This is a genomic window from Methylobacterium sp. E-041, assembly GCF_022829665.1.
In the GTDB taxonomy this organism is placed as follows: Bacteria; Pseudomonadota; Alphaproteobacteria; order Rhizobiales; family Beijerinckiaceae; genus Methylobacterium.
This window is the reverse complement of the sequence record NZ_JAKSYQ010000050.1, coordinates 1-2,048: the sequence shown is the minus strand read 5'-3', so window position 1 is coordinate 2,048 and position 2,048 is coordinate 1. Positions and strand designations below refer to the sequence as shown.

The following is a 2,048-nucleotide window of genomic DNA, read 5'->3' as shown; positions in this document are numbered from 1 at the left end:
GGCACCGCATCGGGCTCCGCCGAGGAAGCCCGCCGCAACCTGCTCGCCAGCGGCATGTTCGCGGACGTGAAGGTCGCCGCCAGCGGCGGCCGCACCGTCGTGACGGTCCGCGAGAACAACCTGATCAACCGGGTCGTGTTCGAGGGCAACAAGAAGATCGAGAAGGCCACGCTCGAAGGGCAGGTCGAGGCCAAGGCCCGCGGCGCCTTCAACGAGGCCGTGATCAAGTCCGACATGGCGCGGATCAAGGAAGTCTACCGCCGCGCCGGCCGCGGGACCGCCAAGGTCACCTACCGCACCGTCGACCTGCCCAACGGCTCGATCGACGTGATCTACCAGATCGACGAGGGCGATAAGACCGGCATCGTGTCGATCACCTTCGTCGGCAACAACGCCGTGAGCGAGCGGACGCTGAAGGGGCTGGTCTCCTCGTCCGAGATGAACTTCCTGTCGTTCATCAAGACCTCCGACGTCTACGATCCCGATCGCATCGCCAACGATCTCGACCTCGTCCGCCGCTACTACCTGCGCAAGGGCTACGCCGACTTCCGCATCGTCAACGCCGACGCCCGCTACGTCGAGGGCCCGGACGCCAACGGCTGGGTGATCACGGTCACGGTCGAGGAGGGCGAGCAGTACACGGTCGGCGCCGTGGCGGTGGATTCCCGCCTGCCGGGCCTCGACACGAAGAACCTCGACGGCGAAATCCGCACCACGGTCGGCGACGTCTACAACGCCGAGGACGTCGAGAAGACCCTGTCGGGCCTGACCAACGACGTCGCCCGGGCCGGCTATCCCTTCGCCCAGGTCCGCCCGACCGGCCAGCGCGACCGCGCGACCCATCAGGTCTCCCTCGGCTTCGTCGTCGAGGACGGCCCGCGCGTCTACGTCGAGCGCATCAACATCCGCGGCAACACCCGCACCCGCGACTACGTCATCCGCCGCGAGCTCGATATCGCCGAGGGCGACGCCTACAACCGCGTGCTGACCGACCGCGCCGAGCGCCGCCTGAACGGCCTCGGCTTCTTCAAGAAGGTCCGCTTCTCGAACGAGCCCGGCTCCTCGCCCGACCGCGTCGTGATCAACATCGACGTCGAGGATCAGCCCACGGGCTCGTTCTCGGTGGCGGGCGGCTACTCCACCCAGGACGGCATCATCGGCGAGGTCTCGGTCTCCGAGTCGAACTTCCTCGGTCGCGGCCAGTACGTCCGCGTCGCCGGTACCGGCGGCCAGTACTCGCGCGGCGTCGACTTCTCGTTCACCGAGCCGTACTTCCTCGGCTACCGCCTCGCGGCCGGCTTCGACGCGTTCTACAAGTACAGCGACCTGACCCGGTACTCGCGCTACGAGACCACCGTCTACGGCGGCCAGCTCCGTATCGGCCTGCCGGTGACCGAAGCCTTCGGCGTGACCCTGCGCTACTCGCTCTACAACACCGAGCTGAAGGTCCCGAACTCGATCAAGCAGCCCTACAACGACTGCTCGAACCCGATCCCGGGCATCACCAGCGTCTACCCGAACGGCGCGCAGCTCAACGGCCGCGACGTCAGCGGGCTGGCCCAGTACCCGGCCTGTGCCTACAACGGCGAGGCCTCGATCGCGATCAAGGGCTCCCAGGGCAACACGCTCACCTCGCTCGCCGGCCTGACGCTCGCCTACTCGACGCTGGACGTCATCGGCGCGCCCCGCAACGGCCTCTACGCCGAGCTGAAGCCCGACGTCGCGGGCCTCGGCGGCGACTCGAAGTTCTTCCGCGTCACCGGCGACGCCCGGTACTACAAGGAACTCTACGAGGACGTCGTCGGCTTCGTCCGCCTCCAGGGCGGTCACATCGAGGCGCTGGACAGCAACCCGCTGCGCATCACCGACCAGTTCTTCCTCGGGCCGTCGCTGGTCCGCGGCTTCGCTCCCAACGGCATCGGCCCGCGCGACGTCGGCACCACCGACGCCCGCTCCAACGCCATCGGCGGCTCGACCTACGTCGGCGGCACCCTCGAGATCCAGTTCCCGCTCCCCTACGTGCCGCGCGATCTCGGCCTGAAGGGCGC

1 protein-coding gene is annotated in these 2,048 nt (G+C 68.2%); it reads left to right on the top strand.

The genetic code is table 11. The features are described 5' to 3' along the window. Positions 1 to 2,048, top strand: a 2,048-nt coding sequence (gene bamA, locus MKK70_RS03460; protein ID WP_243945836.1) for an outer membrane protein assembly factor BamA, incomplete at both ends; no start/stop codon positions are given.